A 19,701-nucleotide genomic window follows, 5' to 3' on the forward strand; every position below is an offset into this window, starting at 1 on the left:
ATCACATAAAAACCCGGACGACTCTTTTCAAGCCGCGTGGCGGCGAGAATGTCGTCCGGGTTTTTCGTGTTGCTCCAAGTACTGAGAATCTGTGGTTGACAATCTCTATCATACTGCTGGATACTTAAATCCGTGTTTACTCCACAAATTGCTGACGCCGGACGGATGCGGCGATGTCCTCAAGGGATTTTCCCATGCCGGCTTCCACTACCGCAACATAGGTGCCCTCGACAACAGGCGCGTTCACGATTTCGACGTTCCCTTCCAGATCGGGAAGCATATCAAGAGCGAGTTCGGCGTTCATCAGAGCGCTGCCGATGTCATAAAACACGAGCGTGCCGGCTTCATTGTCAGCCTGCTGCAGCGCGTGTTGAATCTTATCGGCACTCGTTCCGATTTCTCCGTCTTCCGTGCCGCCGGCTGCAAAGACGTGAACATCCGGTTGTTTCGTCTGAGAGACAAGATCGTTAATGCCTTCTGCTATTTTTTCACTGTGGGAGACGATAATGACAGCTGTTTTACTCATCAGGCTTCCTCCTTGTCCAGAGCCTCAGCCAGCGCTTCAAACAGAAGATAGGACGAGTAGGCGCCGGGATCGATATGGGAGATGGATTCTTCTCCGTAATAAGAGGCTCTTCCTTTTTCAGCTTTCATGCTTTCCGTTTGTTCCATGCTTTCTTTCGCCTTTGCGGATACATCGGGCGCAGCGATATCGTGGTGCTGGACGTAGTCGAGAACCGGAGTCCAGACGTCGAGCATCGTTTTGCTTCCGGCTTCGGCCTTGCCGCGGGTTTTAATCCCTTCCACGGCTGCCTCCAATCCTTCTGCGAATTCATCTTTGGAAAGAGAGGTCTTCCCCTTCCATTTATCCGAAGCTTTCAGAAATGCGGTGCCGTACAAGGGACCGGATGCCCCGCCTACTTTTGAAATCAAGGTCATCGCTGCTGCTTTCATCAGAGCCCCGATGTCTTCTTCTGTGCTCTCTTTGGCATTCTCCGCCGCAACTTGAAAACCGCGGGCCATGTTATGTCCGTGATCGCCGTCCCCGATCGCCTGATCCAGTTCGGATAAATACTCTTTATGGGTCTGCATTTTTTCATCGGCTGTTACCAGCCAGTATTTCATCACGTTTGTTGTCAGTTCCACAGCACCTTTCACCCTTTCTGTTTATGTTACATATTTTTTGATTGTATCATCCAGCTTCAGGAGCGTAAGAGAACATCCCGCCATCTCCAGCGAGCTCATGTATTCTCCGACCATCGATTGGTGGATGGAGATATTTCTACCGGAGAGGAGCTGCGCTGCTTTACGGTACACGATATATAGTTCCATGAGCGGTGTGGAGCCCTGACCGTTTACGAGGGCGATAACGTCATCTCCGCTTTTCACTTCAAGCTCGGCCGTCACTTTGTCCAGCAGTTCTTCGGCGACTGTGTCGGCCGGCTGGATTTTCTTTCGTTCCATTCCCGGTTCGCCGTGTATGCCGGTTCCAAGTTCCATTTCATCGTCGGCAAGGGTGAAACCGGGTTTGCCGGACGCGGGAACCGTACTTGGACTTAAAGAAACTCCCATCGATCCGATGCGGGACGTGACGTGTTGCGCAAGTTCTGCAGCTTCCTGGAGATTCAGCCCTTCTTCCACCGCTGTACCGACGATCTTATGGACCAGTACGGTTCCTGCCGTACCGCGTCGGTCTTCTTTATTCTCGACGGCAATATCATCTTTCACGACCACCTGCTCTGTATCAATGCCTTCGGCGGCTGCCATTTCCGCTGCCATATCAAAATTCATCACATCACCGCTGAAATTTTTCACAATCAACAGTACGCCGCTGCCGCTGTCCACCGCTTTGATGGCTTCAAAGATCTGATCCGGCGCCGGGGAGGTGAACACTTCACCGGCGACAGCGGCATCCAGCATGTTTTCCCCGATAAAGCCGGCGTGGGCCGGTTCATGACCGCTTCCTCCTCCGCTGACAAGACCAACCTTTCCTGTGACGGGGGCATCTTTTCGTACCAGTACGTTCCACCCTGGGAGCCGTCTCAGTTCATTAGAATGAGCCGCCGCCATTCCTTCAAGCATCTCCTCCACAACGTCTTCCGGGTTATTGATGAATTTTTTCATTTTTTCCTCTCCTCCTTGTGTGCTTAAGTCTTCCCTTCTATTCCTTTTTTCAGAATGAAAAAAACATTCCCCGGGGTTGCATTTCAACGCTCCGGATTCTATCATTTTCCATGTAACCCTGTTTGTTATGATGGATACTTTTTAATAGAAGAAGGTGCGCCCATGATTGACATCAAAACGAAAACGTTCTGGCGGGCTGTGTTCGCGCTTGGTGCGGCCGCCTTGATGACGTTTGCGAACCTGTATTTCCCGCAGCCGCTGCTTCCTCATTTTTCTGAATCATTCGGCGTTTCCGAAACGACGGCAAGTCTGCTCGTTTCCGTTCCGCTGTTTGTGCTCGGCATCACCTTTTTCATCTATACCGCGCTGTCAGATGCGTTCGGACGCCGTCCCATCATTTTTACGGCGCTCGGACTCGGGATACTCGGCACGATTGCGGTAAGTGCAGCTCCGACATTTGAGGTGATGCTGGCCGGACGGATATTTCAGGCGGCCGGTCTGGCTGGTATTCCGGTCGCCGCCATGGCCTATATCAGCGAAGAATTCAAGATGCGCGCGATGACGGTTGCGGTTGGTGCCTACATCAGCTGTAACAGTCTCGGCGGCATGAGCGGCCGCGTACTCAGCGGCGTGTTAACCGACGTCTGGAACTGGCGGACAGCCTTTCTTGTCATGACGGTGCTGAGTGCTGTTCTGGCGGCTCTTGTCTATATGCTGCTGCCGCGATCCCGGGAGTTTCAGGCAAGGCCTCTCAAGCTGAGAACCATCATTCAGGACAACAAAGACCATTTAGCCAGTCCGCTGCTCCGCGATGCTTACATCCTCGGCGGGCTTCATTTTCTCATGTTTATGGGGATTTTCACGTTCATCACCTATTATCTCAGCCGGGAGCCGTTCCATGCATCCACGGGAGTTCTCGGTCTGCTTTTTCTCACATACAGTGCCGGTACCATCAGCTCCACCCTTGCCGGAAAAGCCGCGCAGCGCTTTAATCAAACCACATGTATGGCTGCCGGTATGGTTTGTATGGCGGTCAGCCTCGCCTTGACGCTGATCCCTGTCTTTCCTGTCATTATCGGCGCTTTGTTCCTGCTTTGTTTCGGATTCTTTTTCACTCATTCCACGTCGAGTGCGTGGGTGACAAGGCACGCCACCCACGCCAGAGCCAGTGCATCCGGTCTTTATCTTACCTTTTATTATCTCGGAGGCGGATTCAGCAGTTTTTATGACGGCGTATTGTGGTCGATAGCCGGATGGAATGCCGTTATTGCCGGTTCTTTCGTTATTCTTGCTGTGACGACCGTTATAACCATGCGGATGAAACATATGGAGGATCAGCTGCCCAAAACGCAGCAGGAATAAACCGGGCGTTTTCCTTTCCACCGTTAAAAGCCCATCCTGCGCGGCTTCATTGTTCCGCAAAGGATGGGTTTTTTCAGGTTAATTGGTTTTCATCAACAGGTAAATAAAATACGGGGCTCCAATAGCGGAGACGACCAGTCCGACTGGAATCTCAGCCGGCGAAAACAGATTCTTCCCCACTGTATCAGCAATCAAAAGCAGCAAAGCTCCCATCACTGCCGATGTGGGTATCAAAAAGTGATGCATCGGCCCGACAATTCGTCTGGCGAGGTGGGGCGCTACCAGTCCGAGAAACGCAATGCCGCCGCCGACAGCGACACAGGCGCCGGCAAGCGCAACCGCCGCTGCCAGAAGCACCCGCCGTTCTTTTTCCACCTTTGTGCCAAGCCCTGTTGCAATGGAATCCCCAAGAGAGAGGACATTCAGATGTTTCGATTTGTATATGGTGTACGGCAGCAGAATCGCAATCCATGGCAGCGTGGAGAGAACGAGCCGCCAGTTGGCGCCCCAGATGCTGCCGGAAAGCCAAATCATGGCCTTCGAGAAGTTATTGGGTTCCATGCGGAGCTGAAACACAATCAATAGCGCGTTAAATCCCGCATTGACGGCGATACCGACAAGGATCAGGCGGAGCGGGGTAATCCCTTGCTTCCACGCCAGCATGTATATGAGAAACGCAGCCAGAAAAGCGCCGGCAAGGGCGGAAAACGGCATCGCAAATAAAGAAACCCAGCCGAGGTTCCCGAGCGACCCTTCAAAGATGTAGATAAACAGAACCACCGCGAGACCCGCACCGGCGTTGATGCCGATAATGCCGGGGTCAGCCAGTTCATTCCGCGACACACCCTGCAAAACGGCGCCGGAAACCGCCAGCCCGGCCCCAATCAGAAGCGCCAGCACAATTCTCGGCAGCCGGAAACCAAACAGAACAAGAGACGATTCCGATGTTCCTGCGCCGAACAGCGTTTTCAGCGTGTCCAGCGGGGAGAGAGGATAGCTTCCCAGGTTCATGCTGATGAGAAAAACAGCAGTGACCAGCACGCCGAGTGTGATCATCGCGTAAACAAACCGCCTCCGGTGGATACGGTCGATATCCATTACAGACCCCTCCCTTCACCGCGCGCCAGGTAAAGAAAGAAAGGAATACCAATTAAGGCAGTAATTGCGCCGACCGGTGTTTCATAAGGGGCGTTGACCATTCTGGCGCCAAGATCGGACAAGACGAGCAGCAGCGCCCCGAGTACAGCAGAACATGGAATCAGCCAGCGGTAATCCATCCCCGCCAGAAACCGGGTAATATGGGGGATGACGAGACCGATAAATCCAATTCTTCCCGCCACAGCCACCGCCGCTCCTGTTAAAAGAAGCACGGTGATGATGCCGAGTACTTTAATCAAAGTCGTACGCTGGCCGAGACCTCTGGAAACCTCTTCTCCCAGACTCAAAATAGTAACAGCCCTGGAAATAAGGAAAGCAATCCCGAGACCAACCACCGCTACAGGGAGAAGCATCTGTATGCTGGTCCATTCTATGCCGGCAAGACCTCCGGCAAACCAGAAGGTCATATCCTGTGCGACATCAAACTGAATCGCAATCGCCGTCGAAAAGGAACTGAGCATCGCGCCGACCGCCACACCGGCAAGGGCCAGTTTCGCCGGCGTGATACCACCTTTGGAAAACATCCCGACGCCGAACACGAGAAGCGCTCCAAGGCCCGCTCCTGCAAATGACCATCCCATCAAACCGACATACGACGTCCCCGGAAAAAAAGCAAACGCAATAGCGATCGCAAACGCCGCCCCATCCGATACACCCAGAATGGCGGGGGAAGCGAGCGGATTTCTCGTCATGCCCTGCATGATGGCACCGGAAACCGCCAGGAAAGAGCCGACAAACACCGCGCTGAGCACCCGTGGGAGCCGGATTTCCTGAATCACCTGATGGTCCGAAAGATCCGGGTTGAACGCAAACAGCGCCTCCCATACCGTTGTCAGCTTAATCGACGCCGCGCCGAAAGTGATGGAAACGGCAAGACTGATGATCAGGGCAAGCGTGCCGAACACGAGAATCAAAACGGCTGCGGCAGGACCCTGCTTGTTTTTGTTTTTTACTGCGTCCGGCTGTTCTTTTTCATGATCTGCCACAATGATTCCCTTCTATCATTCAGATTCGGTAATTTTGGATACAAGCGTATCCAGCTGACGTTCCACGAGGACAGGGTTGAATTCACTCCAGTATTCATTGTCCACGACATGAACATTGCCATTCTGTACCGCAGAAAGGCTCTGCCATACATCTTTCTGCTTTAACTGCTGGTAGTTTTCCTCTGCTGTCGAATTGGAAAACATGACGAAAATATGATCTGCTCCGTACTCCGGTATAATTTCTTCGGAAAGCGTAACAGGGTCGGTAATCTGTGCCGCTTTTTCGGTTGGTTCAAACTGGGCGGCATCGTAAATCGTCGGGAAGGCGGATGTTTCATACATATGAATGTTTTTATCATAAAACTGCATGACCGCCGCTGTCGCGCCCTCTTCGATATACGGATCCATTTCTTCACGGGCTTGCTGGACATCTTCTTCGTACTGCTGGATCCACTCCTGGGCTGCTTCTTCCCGTCCTGTCACCTCTGCAACGATATTCAACTGCTCCCGAAGCGGCGCTCCGAATTCGAGCGCTACGGTCGGTGCGATTTTCTGCAGATTCTCAATGGCTTCGGTCTCACGGTAGTTTGAGACGACAATCAGGTCCGGATCGAGGGAGATGATTTTTTCTGCGTCCGACTGTTCTGATCCGACACTTTCAATCCCTTCCGTCAATTCAGCTCTGTATTTATTCAGGTCATATTCGAGTGCCCCGACCGGTTTAATACCAAGCGCCGACAGCTCCCCAAAGTAATTGATGGCCACTACATCTTCAGGGTTTTTGGGTATCTTGACTTCCCGGTCCAGGCTGTCTGTGTAGGTACGCATGTTTCCATCTCCGCCGCTGTCTTCCTCCGCGTTTCCTTCATTCGAGCTGTCCTGATTGGAATCAGTGCTGGAGCTGCCGGAGCTGGAACCACCGCCGCACGCCGCTAGAACGACTGCGGCAAGAAAGAGAATGCCTATCATATATATCGAACGATGTTTCATTACCCTGTCCCTCCTGCTTTTTTAATTGATAATGATTATTAATGTCATAGGAATTATATCGGAAATAAGCCGGCAAAGCAATGATAAATAGAAAAATTGATACAGTTGTCCGTTTATTGTCACACCTCGAGCGATTTTTGATGATACAGCCTCTGTCATTGTATCACCTACCCTGCCCTACCCGTCACTTTTTTGAAATGAACATCAAAAGATTTAGCTTAGATGGTGTCTAAACCCCACTTTATCCTGAGTTAGATAGCAAAGTTCACGTCAGCTCGTTTTTAAACACCACAATAGAGGGTGTGTGCTTATATTTTGGAGGTTAGAGACAGATTGCCGTGGTAAATGTCCGTAAAAAATTTTTTACAGACATTTTCACGGCAGCCGGGCTGGATTTTGTCTGTAATCTGTGTTTTATAGACACTTTCTACGCTGCTATGTCCGTAATCCGGGGGTTACAACCATTTTCCCGGCGTAGTTGTCCTTAACTAAAAAAAGAGCCTCTATAAGAGAGACTCTTTCTATTACGATAATTTCATTTTCTGCAGGCGCAGCGCATTCAAGACGACGGAGACAGAGCTGAAGGCCATGGCGGCACCGGCGACCCATGGAGCGAGGAGGCCGGCGGCGGCAATCGGGATGCCGAGGGTGTTGTAGATGAACGCGAAGAAGAGATTCTGCTTGATGTTTCTCATCGTCGTCCGGCTCATCAGCACCGCATCCGCGACGCTGTTCAGGTCTCCTCGCATCAGCGTGATATCGGCGGCTTCGATAGCAACATCCGTTCCGGTTCCGACAGCCATACCGATGTCGGCGGCTGCAAGCGCCGGAGCGTCGTTGATACCGTCGCCCACCATTGCGGTTTTTCTGCCTTCCTGCTGGAGTTTCTGGATTTCTACGCTTTTCTGATCGGGCAGTACACCAGCGATGACCCGGTCGATGCCGACCTGGTATGCGATGGCGTCGGCAGTGCGCTGATTGTCGCCGGTTAGCAGTACCACATCAAGGCCGGCCTGCTGCAGCCGGTGGACTGCTTCTTTGGACGTCTCCTTGATCGTGTCGGCAACAGCGATCATACCCGCATATGCTCCGTCCACTGCAATCAGCATCGCGGTTTTGCCGCCGGATTCCAGCCGGTGCATGGACTCCTGCACGTTTTCTTCCATTTCCAGTCCCATGTCTTCCATCATCCGCTGCGTTCCAATCGATACAGAATGATTATCCACTACGGCCTGGATACCCCTGCCGGGAACGGCTTCGGTGTCTGCCGCTTCAAGCAAAGCAGTAGAGCGGGACTGCGCTCCCTGAACGACAGCGCTGGCAAGGGGATGTTCGGAACCTTTCTCCGCCGAGGCGGCATACGAAAGCAGTTCATCTTTGCTCCATCCTTCTTCCGGAATGACATCTGTCAGTTCCGGTTCTCCTTTTGTTACCGTGCCTGTTTTATCGAGCACCACGGTTTCGATGCTTTTCGTATTCTCGAGGTATTCCCCGCCTTTAAACAGGATTCCGGCCTCTGCGGCACGTCCCGATCCCGCCATAATCGACGTCGGGGTCGCAAGTCCGAGCGCACACGGGCAGGCAATGACCAGAATCGAAATTGTCGGTATGAGCGCACCTCCCAGACTGCCGGGTGTGATAAAGAGAATCCAGACGAGAAAAGTGAGCAGCGCGATACCGATGACAGCCGGCACAAAGACGCTCGACACCCGGTCGGCAAGGCGCTGCACATCCGCCTTGGAGCTCTGCGCTTCTTCCACGACTTTTACAATCTGAGATAACGCGGTGTCGCTGCCGATCCGGGACGCTTTGACCTGGAGCGCGCCGTTTTTGTTTATGGTGGCACCGTACACCTCACTGCCTTCGCTTTTATCCACCGGCATGCTTTCTCCGGTGAGCATCGATTCATCGATGGATGAGCGGCCTTCTATCACTTCACCATCGACCGGTATTTTTTCTCCTGGTTTTACATACATAACTTCTCCGACCTGGACGTCTTCCACCGGAATCTCCACTTCTTCTCCCGCCCGGTAAACGACCGCCGTCGCAGCACGCATGCCGAGCAATTTCTGGATGGCCTGTGACGTACGACCTTTGGCGCGGGCTTCAAAAAGTTTGCCGAGCAGAATGAGCGTAATGATAACAGCCGAGGCCTCAAAATACAGTACAGGCCTCTCCGCCCCCGGGCTGCTCCACCACTGCCAGCCTAAATAGACGCTGTAAAAATAGGCCGCGGATGTTCCCATCGCTACAAGAACGTCCATGTTCGCGCTTTTATTGCGCAAGGCCTTCCATGCTCCTTCGTAAAACTGCCGGCCGATCACAAACTGGACCGGAGTGGCGAGCGCAAACTGCACCCACGGATTCATTAAAATATCCGGCATCCAGATGAAGGACAACCATTCAAAATGGGTCACCATCGTCCAGAGCAGCGGCAGAGCGAGAATGGCCGAAGCGGTAAACGTCATCGTCTGCTTCCGGACCGCTTTCTGACGGGGATCTTCTTCTTCGCTGCTGTCCGTTTTGGAATGAAGTCCGTACCCGAGACGATCCACCGCCTGTGTCAAATCTTCCGCCGATACCATACCGGGGGTATATTCCACTGAAGCCGTTTCCATAGCGAGGTTGACACTTGCTTCTGCCACGCCCGGCATCTTGTTCAGTTTTTTCTCAATCCGGTTGGCGCATGCCGCGCATGTCATGCCGGTTACGTCGAATTCCTTCTTTTCATGCTCCACGTGATAGCCGAGCTTTTCGATTTTTTGTTCAAAATCAGCCGCTCCTGTCTGTTCCGGATCATACGTAACACCGGCGCGCTCCATTGCCAGGTTGACGTTCGCGCTTTCGACGCCTTCGATTTTGTTCAGTCCTTTTTCAATTCTGTTCGCACATGCCGCGCACGTCATTCCTGTAATCGGAAGCGTCGTTTCTTTCTGTTCAGCCATTGTCTGTCCCTCCTTTCCAGCTGATTAAGCAATATATACATAACCCGGGGAGGGTATTATATATTGAAAAATAATGCAGTCTGACATGTCAGACTGCTTATTCTTCCACGTCATACCCCTGATCATCGATTTCTTCGACGATGTCTTCATGACTTGTTACGTCTTTATTATACTCTACGTCGACTTTACCCTGATCAAGATGCACAGTAACACTCGATACACCTTCCAGCTTCCCGACACTTCCTTCTACCGCCTGCACGCAGTGGGCACAGGACATTCCTTTCACCTGAAGTGTTTCTGTTGTCATGGTCTGCTCCTCCTTTTTTTATTTACTATACCCATGTATGGTATATTTCATTCAAAAATATTATTTCATCATCCGTTTCATAACATCCATCAGCTCATTGATGGATTCTTCCCCTTCCCCGCTCTCAATCGCGTTGGACACGCAGTGGTGGGTATGATCTTCCATCAGCTGCACCGACACTTTGTTGACTGCGGACTGAATGGCTGCGATCTGGTTGAGAATATCCACGCAGTACCGGTCATCCTCCACCATGTTATGAACACCACGGACCTGCCCTTCAATCCGTTTCAGCCGGTTCAGCATCTGCTGTTTATGCGGCTGCACCGTCCGCTTCTCTGTATGCGTCTGCTCATCCATTCAGATTCCCTCCTCTCTATAATACCCATACCCCGTATTTTTATAATAATAAAAATATCTCTGCTATGCAACACATTCAATGCATAAAAGCAACAATTTGTTCTGAGAATGTTTTTATTTCCGACAAGTTCCGGGTGATTATCTGCTGAATGATTTCCATATTTAATTCTTGATAATCATGGATAGCGATATTCCGAAAACCGACCATCGCTTTCATTTTTTTAGATATATCTTCGGTTATGACTCCATGTCCGGATAACAGCTCAAAGGCATCACGGCTGGATTGCGGCAGTCCTAATTTTTCCACGGCCGTTATATGCATAGCAAGATCTATAGATGTCTCGCAGGCCCGTTGAATATTTAAAATGATGGAATCCTGCTTCGTGATATTATGAAGACTTGCGGGGGAGTCTGCATATTCCTCGTACACCCGCTTTATACAACGCTCTATCGTGCTCACCTTATTATATACCACATCACTTGTCATACACGGATCCACTCTCCTCAATCCGGTCGAGTACAACTTGGCGTTCCTCATTCAACTTGGCGTATTCCTTGTAAATTCTCATTTCAAGCAGCTCACGTCTGGTTTCATCTGTGCAGTACAGGACTTTGCCGGTCCCTGCAATCTGCATTTGAAAAACCGTCGACGCCTTATTGATATCAACGAGCTGCACGTCCCGGTCGATGATCGCAGCCACATCCTCCGCTGTAAAAAAGGATGCCGCCGGACTAAGCGGCGTATCTGTTACATAAGCAATATCAACATCACTGCCGGGGCGGTTTGTCCCCTTGGCAAACGATCCGAACAGAATAAGCAGAACCGGTGATATTTTTTCCACCAGAACCTCTGTTATGCGCTGTTCCATATCTTTCACAGCTGACCCACCTCCACTCCGTATCTCTTCTATCATTGTATCATATACAAAAACCGCTCCCGGAGCAGTTCCGGCCGGACTGAATGAAAGATTATCCGCAGCTGGGAAAGCGGCGCCTTTACTCCAATTCTTCGAGTTTTGCCTTATACCCGTCGTTATATCCTTTGCGGTAAGCAGCATGCAGCATGTCTTCCAACTGTCTGCGTAATCCTTCGTCCTGAAATGTTTCAAGGAAACCCTGTTGATTCTCTACATTCATGCAGCATCCCTCTATTTCCACTATCCAGCCCGGTAATTTTCCATTCCTTTATTTTCTCTAAATCAAACCATTTTATTACTCAAAAAATGCATCATTCCTGCACATTTGTTGATAAATCGATCCGACCTCCTTACAATAATGAAAGTGATTCATTTTCGACAAAATTTTTATATAAAAGGGGGGTTCATGTTGAAAAAAGGAATCCAGTTCTGGCGTAAAGCCACCCGTTCCTTCGCCCTTCCCGTCATCATCGTCCCGGTGCTGCTCGGTACAGCGGGCGCTTTTGCCTGGGAAGGCACCTTTCATTTTTTCTGGTTTTTGATTACATTGGTCGGCGCAGCGGCGGCGCACTTATTTTCCAATATGATTAATGATTTATGGGACTACCGCAACGGCGCGGATGAAGAGGTGGAGAAAGAAGAAGCCGCTATCGCTACCAATTCCAGGATTCTGCCGGCTGGCGCTATGTCGGAAAAAGCATTCGCCGCGGTAACATGGGGGTTATTTGCGGTGGCGGCTATCTGTGGTGTTATCATTGCGATAGGAAGAGGATGGCCGGTTCTCGGTATTGCCGCGCTCGGTGCATTGATCGCCTATTTTTACGTCGCACCGCCGCTTCAATTCGGCTATCGCGGCAAAGGCTACAGTGAGTTCGGTATTTTCACGGCGTTCGGTATTCTGCCGGTGATGGGAGCTTATTTCGTACAGACCGGAGCTTTTGATTTCCAGACGTTTCTATTATCTTTTCCCGTAGGTATTCTTACCACTCTGGTTCTGTATAACCATCACTTTCTGCATCCGCGTGCTGATGAGGCGGCGGGCAAACGAACCGTTGTTGTCGTGCTTGGCGAAAAGAAAGGACTCATCCTTTCCAAATGGCTGACCGCTGCTGCGTTTGTTTTTGTTCTGGTCTGCGTGGTATTTCAGGCACTGCCGTGGTACGGTGTCATCAGTCTGCTCGGCTTCGTGCCGCTCATCCGGATGCACCGCTCGCTCGGCGACACCAATCCTCCGGACGCGTATCCGCCCTTTATGGGAGCAGCGCTGAAAGCATCAACGCGATGCGGGGGGCTGCAGATTATCGCGCTTATCATTCACGGTTTCATAACGTAAGGAGGTCGAGAAATGGCACAAAAATTTCAGCTTGGAGCATTTGATACGATTTTATCGGAAGACGGGCCGTGGCAGATCGGCGGCTTTCCACTTCGGGACGGAAGTTTCTGGACGTACCGCGAACCCGAAGCCGTCGTGATTGTCCGAAACGGCATGCTGTACGTGCGGGCTCCGCTCAGCCGCAGCCACGACAACGTGCAGATTCTCGACAACGCCAAGCATATGTATTACTCGAAAGAACCGGTCGAGGTCCCGGAAAACGGAGAAATCAGCTTTGAATTCCAGATCCGCGCCCGTACGCAGGATACCGTCCCGGGGGATCTGTATGACGGCTACGTGTCGTTGAACCTGCTTGATTTCACAACCGGCGCGGCGCTCGATTTCTTCGTCACCGATGATCAGTACGCGTCGGTATACGGCGTGCTGCCGTTTCCAAATGTCGAAGTACCGGACACAGATCAGACGAAGTACTTCTGTATTTTCAAGGAAGATACGAAAAGCTTTGAAGAACGCGCCTTCAACACGTACCGGATCACCTACAACCGCGCGGCAGACGAAGTCGTATACTCGGTGAACGACGTAGAAGTGCGCCGGGAAGCGGACGTCCCGCTTAAACTCAATCAATTCACCGTCGGCCTTGGCATCATGACCGAAAAAGACCTCACCCCGGAAGGCAGCGTCTCCGTCCACGGCCAGACTGTCACCGGCGAATGGTCCCCCGTCACGGTTACCATCAATGAATAAACCGAAACACTCCGTCATGCCGGCGGAGTGTTTCTTTTCATGTCCGGGTGTGAGAAAATATACTTTGGAATATATTTGATTAAAGGAAGATGCACAATGTCCAGGCAGCAGGCTTATATATGCGCCGCGGCGGGGGCGGCGATGTGGGGGTTTCTCGGCTTATTCGTAGAGGGTCTCTACGCCGCGGGCTTCACCCCGTGGCAGACGGTGGCCATCCGCGCCATTTTCTCCGCGGTGCTGATTACTTCTTACCTTGCCCTCCGCCACCCGCATCTTTTAAAAATACATATCAGGGATCTCCCTTATTTCATCGGTACCGGCATTATCAGCATCGTATTCTTTAACTGGTGTTATTTTACGGTGATGCAGGAAGCTTCGCTGTCGCTGGCGGTGGTTCTTCTGTATACGGGGCCGTTGTTTGTGACACTGCTCTCGCGTCTGTTGTTCAAGGAATGGCTGACCGGGCGTAAAATCGTGGCGCTCTTTCTCACACTGACCGGCTGTGCTTTCACCGTCGGCCTGCTTCCGTCGTTTGACACAAGTCTTTCCGCCTTTGTCATCCTGGCAGGTCTCGGATCCGGGTTTTTCTATGCGCTGTACAGCATCTTCGGCAAGTACGTCAGCCGCCGCTATTCCTCGATGACAATCACCGCCTATTCGTTCATCTGCGCGAGCGCGTTTATGATTCCGGCGGGCGGCTTGATCGGCCAAGCCGGAGAACTCGCGGATCCGGCTATCCTGCTGTACGGGTTCGGGCTCGCCTTCGTCCCGACCGTGCTCGGCTATATCCTGTACACGATCGGGCTGACGCACATCGAATCGAGCCGCGCCTCGATTCTGACGACGATAGAGCCGGTCGTTGCCATCATTCTCGGCGTCACCGTATTCGGCGACACCCTGAACAGTTGGCAGATTCTCGGCATCGTACTCGTGCTCGCCTCCATTTTCGTCATATCCGAACGCCGGAAATCATCTTCCGCACAAGCCGGTATGTAGTGGAGGAAAAAGCTGCACCCATTCATCACGTATTTCCGTTATTTCATCCAAAAAACCGCCCTGTACCACTTATGAAGTGATACAGGGCGATTTGATATGCAGTGTATTACATCATTTACTGCCCTGGTTTTTCACGGAAGCAATAATCATCTGGAAAATCATAACGAAACCAAACGAGGAAAATGAGATAATCATTACATTCAATACTATGCTCCAAACATTATAAACGGGCAGATAAGAAAATAATAGAAACATGGGGATGACAAAGATGAGATCCAACCATCCCATTCTTTGAAACTCAGTTTTTAAATCGCTCAACGCAAAAACACCTATTTCATTTTGACTTAAGAAAGAACTTTGCAAGCAAGTCTACCAGCAGCACCAGCCCACCTGATACGGCGGCACACGCTGCATAACTGGAAATAATGCACGCCCATTTAAAAGCCGCTTCATTAACACCTGATCGGTCTGTTCAGCCTGCATGGTTATTAATTTTGCCGCCAATAAGACACAAACGTCCTGATAAAATACTTTATCGTCGTTGGCACAGGATGTGCGCGCTTTTAGTAAAAGTTCCCCCTTTTTAACCATTCTTCCTTCAGAGATATAGCTGAAAATGTATTTTTTGTACATGATTTCATAGATATTTATAGAAAATGAACAGGTATGTCCATATCCGTATTTATGTTTATCAGCTTTTATCATAATCACACGTTATAGTTTTCCGATACTCTATATATATATGAAGAGTAGAGGTAAAAAGGAGGTATTTTCATTGGCAGTAGTAAAAGCGAACGAATCCGATGTGAAGATGCTGGCCAGACTAATACGTGCTGAAGCCGAGGGGGACGGAAAACTGGGAATGCTTATGGTTGGCAACGTAGGAATAAACCGCACAAGAGTACGTTGCCTGGATTTTGAAAACATTAATACTATTCCTGAAATGGTTTATCAGTCACCTGGTGGATTCGAAGCCACCCAGAAGGGGTATTTTTATCAAAGAGCCAGGCAGACAGACATCAACTTAGCAAGAAAAGTAATTCAAGGAAAACGTTATCATCCGGCAAGCTACTCCCTCTGGTTCTTCGCTCCTTCTGGAAACTGCCCCAGTCAATGGTTCGGCGAACCACTTGCCGGCCGCTACAAATCCCATTGTTTTTACACCCCATCTGAAGGAAGTTGTCCGGGGGTATACAGCACATACTAAATAACAGCAAAAGCACGGGGAGAACGGAGTAATAATCAACATGAGAAAAGCATGTCTCTCTTGAATCAGCGTGTCACTTTTTTAAACTCACTCCAAAAACGGAACATAGACGATATGCTGTATGCAAGGGGAATTCGGTCACATCATTGCCACGACACCCGGGTATCTGATTTCTTCCAAATTTGAAGTCTCTTTCCACACTCAATCCACTCACCCGGGTGGTTCACCGCAGACAAAACAGATCATTCACGGAGCTGCCGCCATACAGAATATTCCCGTTCAGATGACTAAGCTCGGCGAAGCCATTCCGGTGCCGGCTCCATCATCAAAAGAATACGAACGGGTACGGCAGCTGGAACTAAGCCGTGGTTGTTTCAGGCCGGACCGACTCCGTGGACACTAAGACTCCCGGCACCCGCAGATAGTGTCCAATCATTTCCGGCGGCACCCACTAATCCCTGATTTCAGCGGCGTAGTGTTTACAAAACGGTGATTCGTGGACACTATGTTCTTATTTTTTGATGGTAGTGTTCACGTCCGGAGGAACGACAACCGAAAGTGCTTCGCTAAAATATCCGGCATGCGTTGCAGACGTACTCTTTTCCCCAAGAGAACAAGTAAGGTGTCCAAAACCGCAGCCTTCCGCTCCTTCCTATGGTTGCTGCATTCTCTTTCATAAAAAAAGGCTATTTCTTTTAATTCAGCCCCGGTATTTGCATCGCCTTCCACTAATCCACCGTCTATTCTGAAGTTTTTTCATTCTCGTTTTTTATGAAAGCTGTTATGGTAAAATCTCGTTCTATCGTGCAGAATGAAGGAGAGTGTTCCATCAACAGAGAGGGTGGTATAACATGATTGCAGACATGTACAAACGTCGGGAAAAACTGGGGTATGTTTTCACAGTGGTTATTCTACTTATCACCGCTTTGTGGCCGCTGTATCAGCCGCCTGAAACCGCGGGAGAATGGCTGGAAATGCTCGTGTTCCTGCTCCCGCTTGGTCTCGTACTCTCCATCATTGCCGCGAGTCGTTTCAACTACAATAAAGTGAAAGATATCATCATCCCTCCTTCCGAAAAACAGCTTCCGGACCTGCAGCATGTCGTCCTAAAAAAAGATGCAGCGTTTGTTCCGCGGCTGCTGTTGTTTGAAAAGGACGGCGCGTTTATCGGCATAGTGAAGCCTATCAACCTACCCTGGTGGATGGCGCCGCTCGGTCTGCTCCAAGAGTCGGTGCTTCACTTTCTTCCTGTCACATACGGACTGGTTTTACATCATGGAAAAACCGCCTGTACCTTCCGGAAAACAGGCGGCTTCAAACGCGTGAAACTGATGATTTTCAATGAAGAAAAGGAAGAGACCGGCACGTACATACAGGAGGAGTGGAAGTCGTTCACCCAGATGAAAGGCTCCCTTTACGACGAGCACGGAGAAGAAAGAATTGCCTTGAAAACGTCCGGGTTTTCCGGCGATTTCAAGTGGTATGATGCCGAAGGAAGAAAGTGGGCATCCTTTTACAACGGCTGGTTTCCCCACGAATACACCAATCTCTTCCGGGATATGCAGAATGACATCGTCGAATTGTCCGACGACCTGTCCCATCAGGATAAAATCCGGATCATATCCGTTATCAGCTGGCTGTTTCTGGCACGGATCCAGCAGTAAAAGACAGCTGCACACCCGGCTGAACACGGTACGAACTCATGGAAATCTTAAACTTTAGTTGTATTAACGGAAGGATATATTTTTTATCATCCCCATCGTTAAACCGGTCAGAGCTCTATGGAAGAAAGGCTCGTCATAAAATGGCTCCCCATTCACCGTAGTCGTTGTCTCTACATCTATCCGGGCAAGCCTTACAATCGCTTCGTCTTCATGGTTTCCCTTCTCCTGCACATTGCAGAAATCATGGACTTTGTCATCCAGCCATTTCACGTACTTGTCTTTTTCCTTGGTGCAGGAAAATACCATAGGATACAAATAACCTATTTTATTTCCTTCCACCGCCGTTCCGCCATGGTCATAATAATTTTCATGGATCACGCCGTCCCTTGCGTACGTTGTTTGAAAACCTTCCCACACAGCATCTGCCTCTTCGGTATATACAGACTTGTTCTCCGCTTCAATGGAAGGACCGTCATAGCAGTGCCCGAAAGCCATTTGGGCTTCCGACCAGGCGACCCAGGAGGTATAGCCGGCAGATACCGTATTGGACAGTTCTCTGCCTCCCCCAATTTTATTCTCTTTTCCTTTACCATCCATATGATTATAATCCATAGCCTTTATAAAATCCGCTATTTCAACAATGCGGTCATACCCGCCATATCGTTTGTAGTCTTTCGGAACGCTTTCCCCATCATTCTCGAAAGCATGGTGCATAAAATACGAGTCCATCGCCAATGCTGCACCGTACAGAGAAATGATATTGATAGAAAACACCGGAAGATTCTCCGAAGCATTTCTATACTCCTGCGCTCTGACAATCTCTTGAAACGTTCCATAATCTCCATATGTGTCATTAATATAAACATGGGACATTTCCGTCATCAAATCATCCTTTAACATCCCTGTTCTCTGTTGAGTATCAGGATTATGCTCCGATAACCTGGAAAAATTATAGTACCTCATATAGATACAAGCCTGTACCATAAGAGAAGCACTGGGCGAATTAAAAATACTGGTTCGCTCATAATATTCATCACCATCAGCCGTCACATTCCTGTAAACAAAATCAAAAGCATCTTCCAGCTGCGTTAACACCTCATCTGCCACATGATTGTCCCCGTTGCTTCGTGCTTTATTTTCCAAAAGGGACAAAAACTGAATATCCATAGCGAAACGCATGATCAACTCTCCGGTATGGCTGTCTTTCGTTTTTGACTTTTCAACATGCTTTCCTTCTCTAAAATGTTCGATAAAGACTTTTCTTGCTGCTTCGTATGCGGTACCCATTCATTATCACATCCTTATAAAGGTATAGTATAACTTGTTACAACCGTATAATCCCTCTTCATTCATTTCTTCCAATTTTATATGACTGTATGACTTTTCCTTATTCAGCCATTCCTTAAACGCTTAGATCATTACACCTGTGTACGTTTTTGAAACATTCGGTTAAAAGAAAAAATCCGGACAATATCATCCGGATTTTTCGCCTTCGTTTCTTCTTTGGATTCGATGTCCTGCATCGTTAAGGTCTGATCAGGACTTTCAGGGCTTCGCGGTTGTCCATGGCACGGTACCCTTCCGGCACGTCATCGAGTCCCACCGTTACGTCAAAGACGCGGCCGGGGTTCAGCGTACCATCGAGGATGTCCGGCAGCAGCTCGTCCATGTAGGCACGTGTTGGCGCCGGGCCTCCGGTCAGTGTAATGTTGCGGCCGAAAAAGCTGCCGGCACCAACAGGAGCGTCTTCGTACTGCGGGGCTCCGACGCGGCTGATCACACCGCCGGATCGGACCACACCGGCGCTCATTTCAAATGCGGGCATCAAGCCGACGCATTCGAGCACGACGTGGGTGCCCTCGCCGTTTGTGAGCTCGCGCACTTTCGCAATGCCTTCTTCGCCGCGTTCGGGAACAACATCGGTCGCGCCGAATTCAACACCAAGATCGGTTCGCACCTTATGGCGGCCCATCAGAATGATCCTCTGTGCCCCGCGTTTTTTCGCTGCCAGTACGGCAAGCAGACCGACAGCCCCGTCGCCGATAACCGTCACCGTCGTATTCTCGTTCACGCCGCCCATGACCGCCGCGTGGTAGCCGGTGCCGTAGACGTCTGACAGCGTCAGCAGTGATGGAATCAAAGGAGAGTCGTCTTCTATTTCATCCGGCAGTTTAAACATACTCCCCTGGGCTTGCGGGATATGGACGTATTCAGCCTGACCGCCGTTCATGAAACCTCCGTTCACGCACGATGTCGTCCATCCTTCCCGGCAGTGGGGACAGGTGTTATCGGCGTAGAAAAATGGAACAACGACGAGGTCTCCTTTCTCAAAACCGGTTACGTCTTCTCCCAATTCTTCGATCCGGCCAAGCACTTCATGACCCATTGCTTCGCCGTGATCATGAGATTCCATGTTGTGGTACGGATGAAGATCGGTCCCGCAGATACAGGACGCCACTACTCTCAACACACTGTCTGTAGGCTGCTGGACGTGCGGAACCGGTACGTCTTCCACACGGACGTCGCCTGCTGCGTACATCATATTTGTTTTCATGCTTATTTTCCACCTTTTTTTCACATTGCGGGGCAGCATCATTACTGCCCCGTATGC

General features: G+C 50.3%; 23 protein-coding genes. 7 read left to right on the forward strand and 16 right to left on the reverse strand.

The genetic code is table 11. The features are described 5' to 3' along the window. Positions 1–136: 136 nt before the first annotated feature. Genes dhaM through dhaK form a run of 3 tightly spaced genes read right to left on the reverse strand, consistent with a single transcriptional unit; the run spans position 137 to position 2,124 of the window. Entirely contained in the window at positions 137–526 is a 390-nt protein-coding gene (gene dhaM / locus BM124_RS12850; protein ID WP_093338089.1) for a dihydroxyacetone kinase phosphoryl donor subunit DhaM, read from the reverse strand. Continuing rightward, on the reverse strand, positions 526–1,146 hold the full coding sequence (gene dhaL / locus BM124_RS12855) for a dihydroxyacetone kinase subunit DhaL (RefSeq protein WP_280139741.1): 621 nt from the start codon (positions 1,144–1,146) through the stop codon (positions 526–528). Before dhaL ends, dhaM begins: the two co-directional genes overlap by 1 nt. A 21-nt stretch (positions 1,147–1,167) precedes the next feature. Further along, positions 1,168–2,124, reverse strand: coding sequence for a dihydroxyacetone kinase subunit DhaK (gene dhaK, locus BM124_RS12860; protein WP_093338091.1), 957 nt, complete (start codon positions 2,122–2,124; stop codon positions 1,168–1,170). 162 nt (positions 2,125–2,286) lie between these two features. Between dhaK and BM124_RS12865 the strand changes: the two genes are divergently transcribed. Further along, the gene (locus BM124_RS12865; RefSeq protein WP_093338093.1) at positions 2,287–3,486 is read left to right on the forward strand and encodes an MFS transporter; all 1,200 of its coding nucleotides are present in this window, start codon (positions 2,287–2,289) and stop codon (positions 3,484–3,486) included. Positions 3,487–3,564: 78 nt separating this feature from the next. On the opposite strand, the gene BM124_RS12870 is transcribed toward BM124_RS12865, so the two are convergent. The 9 genes from BM124_RS12870 to BM124_RS19005 all read right to left on the reverse strand — a co-directional run bounded on the left by BM124_RS12870 (position 3,565) and on the right by BM124_RS19005 (position 11,366). Continuing rightward, a complete protein-coding gene (locus BM124_RS12870; protein WP_093338094.1) occupies positions 3,565–4,584 on the reverse strand; it encodes a FecCD family ABC transporter permease in 1,020 nt (339 codons plus the stop codon). Beyond that, positions 4,584–5,630 (reverse strand): FecCD family ABC transporter permease, encoded by a 1,047-nt coding sequence (locus BM124_RS12875; protein WP_244504333.1) that lies wholly within the window; start codon positions 5,628–5,630, stop codon positions 4,584–4,586. Before BM124_RS12875 ends, BM124_RS12870 begins: the two co-directional genes overlap by 1 nt. A 15-nt stretch (positions 5,631–5,645) precedes the next feature. Continuing rightward, positions 5,646–6,620, reverse strand: a complete 975-nt coding sequence (locus BM124_RS12880; RefSeq protein ID WP_093338097.1) for an ABC transporter substrate-binding protein — start codon at positions 6,618–6,620, stop codon at positions 5,646–5,648. A 524-nt stretch (positions 6,621–7,144) separates the two neighbouring features. Next, a complete protein-coding gene (locus BM124_RS12885; protein ID WP_093338099.1) occupies positions 7,145–9,565 on the reverse strand; it encodes a heavy metal translocating P-type ATPase in 2,421 nt (806 codons plus the stop codon). Between the two features lie 97 nt (positions 9,566–9,662). After that, positions 9,663–9,872 carry a copper chaperone CopZ gene (gene copZ, locus BM124_RS12890; RefSeq protein WP_093338101.1) on the reverse strand — a complete coding sequence of 70 codons (210 nt, stop codon included), beginning with the start codon at positions 9,870–9,872 and terminating at the stop codon, positions 9,663–9,665. A 60-nt stretch (positions 9,873–9,932) separates the two neighbouring features. Further along, positions 9,933–10,229: a metal-sensitive transcriptional regulator gene (locus BM124_RS12895; RefSeq protein ID WP_093338102.1), complete on the reverse strand. Its 297-nt coding sequence runs from the start codon at positions 10,227–10,229 to the stop codon at positions 9,933–9,935. 76 nt (positions 10,230–10,305) lie between these two features. Beyond that, positions 10,306–10,716, reverse strand: coding sequence for a type VII toxin-antitoxin system HepT family RNase toxin (hepT, locus tag BM124_RS12900; protein ID WP_093338104.1), 411 nt, complete (start codon positions 10,714–10,716; stop codon positions 10,306–10,308). Continuing rightward, positions 10,706–11,098, reverse strand: a complete 393-nt coding sequence (gene mntA, locus BM124_RS12905) for a type VII toxin-antitoxin system MntA family adenylyltransferase antitoxin (protein WP_093338165.1) — start codon at positions 11,096–11,098, stop codon at positions 10,706–10,708. The genes hepT and mntA overlap by 11 nt, the downstream gene beginning before the upstream one ends. Before the next feature lie 127 nt (positions 11,099–11,225). Beyond that, entirely contained in the window at positions 11,226–11,366 is a 141-nt protein-coding gene (locus tag BM124_RS19005) for a hypothetical protein (protein WP_170841139.1), read from the reverse strand. 189 nt (positions 11,367–11,555) lie between these two features. Between BM124_RS19005 and BM124_RS12910 the strand changes: the two genes are divergently transcribed. From BM124_RS12910 to BM124_RS12920, 3 genes are all read left to right on the forward strand, one after another. Then, complete coding sequence (locus tag BM124_RS12910) at positions 11,556–12,479, forward strand: prenyltransferase (RefSeq protein WP_244504334.1); 924 nt, start codon at positions 11,556–11,558, stop codon at positions 12,477–12,479. A gap of 12 nt (positions 12,480–12,491) precedes the next feature. Beyond that, entirely contained in the window at positions 12,492–13,223 is a 732-nt protein-coding gene (locus BM124_RS12915; RefSeq protein WP_093338107.1) for a DUF6081 family protein, read from the forward strand. A gap of 96 nt (positions 13,224–13,319) precedes the next feature. After that, positions 13,320–14,219, forward strand: a complete 900-nt coding sequence (locus tag BM124_RS12920; RefSeq protein WP_093338109.1) for an EamA family transporter — start codon at positions 13,320–13,322, stop codon at positions 14,217–14,219. Between the two features lie 111 nt (positions 14,220–14,330). On the opposite strand, the gene BM124_RS19310 is transcribed toward BM124_RS12920, so the two are convergent. Both BM124_RS19310 and BM124_RS12930 read right to left on the reverse strand, forming a co-directional pair. Then, positions 14,331–14,582, reverse strand: a complete 252-nt coding sequence (locus BM124_RS19310; protein ID WP_342028634.1) for a DUF6007 family protein — start codon at positions 14,580–14,582, stop codon at positions 14,331–14,333. Between the two features lie 6 nt (positions 14,583–14,588). After that, entirely contained in the window at positions 14,589–14,924 is a 336-nt protein-coding gene (locus BM124_RS12930) for a hypothetical protein (RefSeq protein WP_170841140.1), read from the reverse strand. Between the two features lie 70 nt (positions 14,925–14,994). Here BM124_RS12930 and BM124_RS12935 point away from each other — a divergent pair, with 70 nt between their 5' ends. The 3 genes from BM124_RS12935 to BM124_RS12945 all read left to right on the forward strand — a co-directional run bounded on the left by BM124_RS12935 (position 14,995) and on the right by BM124_RS12945 (position 17,090). Continuing rightward, entirely contained in the window at positions 14,995–15,426 is a 432-nt protein-coding gene (locus tag BM124_RS12935; protein WP_093338113.1) for a cell wall hydrolase, read from the forward strand. Positions 15,427–15,547: 121 nt separating this feature from the next. Next, positions 15,548–15,829, forward strand: a complete 282-nt coding sequence (locus BM124_RS12940; RefSeq protein ID WP_093338115.1) for a hypothetical protein — start codon at positions 15,548–15,550, stop codon at positions 15,827–15,829. 448 nt (positions 15,830–16,277) lie between these two features. Further along, positions 16,278–17,090 (forward strand): hypothetical protein, encoded by an 813-nt coding sequence (locus tag BM124_RS12945; RefSeq protein ID WP_093338116.1) that lies wholly within the window; start codon positions 16,278–16,280, stop codon positions 17,088–17,090. 63 nt (positions 17,091–17,153) lie between these two features. Here the strand turns inward: BM124_RS12945 and BM124_RS12950 are convergent, their stop codons facing one another. Then, positions 17,154–18,377 carry a hypothetical protein gene (locus BM124_RS12950; RefSeq protein ID WP_093338118.1) on the reverse strand — a complete coding sequence of 408 codons (1,224 nt, stop codon included), beginning with the start codon at positions 18,375–18,377 and terminating at the stop codon, positions 17,154–17,156. 238 nt (positions 18,378–18,615) lie between these two features. Beyond that, positions 18,616–19,644 carry an alcohol dehydrogenase catalytic domain-containing protein gene (locus BM124_RS12955; protein WP_093338120.1) on the reverse strand — a complete coding sequence of 343 codons (1,029 nt, stop codon included), beginning with the start codon at positions 19,642–19,644 and terminating at the stop codon, positions 18,616–18,618. Positions 19,645–19,701 lie beyond the last annotated feature (57 nt).

This window comes from Salibacterium halotolerans, assembly GCF_900115625.1.
In the GTDB taxonomy this organism is placed as follows: Bacteria; Bacillota; Bacilli; order Bacillales; family Marinococcaceae; genus Salibacterium; species Salibacterium halotolerans.